The sequence below is a fragment of the Finegoldia magna genome (genome assembly GCF_018371055.1).
Classification (GTDB): Bacteria; Bacillota; Clostridia; order Tissierellales; family Peptoniphilaceae; genus Finegoldia; species Finegoldia magna_I.
Window position 1 is genome coordinate 1 of the sequence record NZ_JAGYZD010000381.1, and the last position, 1046, is coordinate 1046.

A 1046-nucleotide genomic window follows, 5' to 3' on the forward strand; every position below is an offset into this window, starting at 1 on the left:
TCCAATCTACGACAAACCAACTTTGCATCATATTGTAAAGGAGGTTGTGGATTCTGGAATTACGGATATTTTGATTATTATAAGCAAGGATAAGGGATCGATCGAGGATTATTTTGATGTGAATTTCGAATTGGAATACGAATTGAACAAGAAGTCTTCGGAGATATCACGAGAAATTCACGAGCTATCGAAGATGGCGAACATCTACACTATTAGACAGAAGAAGAAAAACGGGCTTGGTGATGCGATAAAATACGCTGAAAGTTTTGTTGGTGATGAGCCTTTTGCGATTTTGTTGGGCGATGATATTATCTACAATACCCCAGATGAGCTTCCTTGCATCAAACAAATGGTTGATATTTACGAGACTGAACAGTCTCCGATTTTGGGTGTGCAAAAAGTTTCGTGGGAAGATGTTAGCAAGTACGGGATTGTGAATGGAGAGAAAACTTCTGAGAGAATTACTGAGGTTAAATCGTTGGTTGAGAAACCAAGTCGTGATGAAGCTACGACTAACTTGGCGATTCTTGGAAGATACATTGTAACGCCGGATATTTTTCCGATTCTTCACGAAACAAAACCTGGAAAGAACAACGAAATTCAATTGACTGATGCTTTGAATAAGCTTGCAGAAAAACGCAAGATGATTGCGTATGATTTTATAGGCAAGAGATACGATGTCGGTAACAAGCTTGGATTTGTGAAGGCTACGGTTGATTTTGCACTTAATGATGAGAAAATAAAGGACGAATTGTTAGAGTTTTTAAGAGAAAAATAATTATTAGCTATTGGCACTTGGTGTCAGTAGCTTTTTTTAATGGAAAACAATTTGTTGTGATAAAATAAGACAGAGGTGTGTTATGAATATTGCAATCGTAGATGACGAAGAGAATATAAGAAATTTGTATAAGAAATACTGCGAAGAATGGGCAAATAACAACAAAATCGATTTGAAGACTGAACTTTTTACATCTGGTGAGAATTTTATATTCAATTACGATGAAAATGATTATATAGATATTTTATTGTTGGATGTTGAGATGAAA

1 protein-coding gene and 1 pseudogene are annotated in these 1046 nt (G+C 35.6%); both read left to right on the forward strand.

All coding sequences use genetic code 11. The annotated features are described in order from the left end of the window. Positions 1–778: UTP--glucose-1-phosphate uridylyltransferase (locus KHW44_RS10030; protein ID WP_304069020.1), on the forward strand; the 778-nt coding region annotated here is incomplete at its 5' end. An 82-nt stretch (positions 779–860) separates the two neighbouring features. Then, positions 861–1046, forward strand: a pseudogene (locus KHW44_RS10035) (DNA-binding response regulator); the annotation flags it as partial.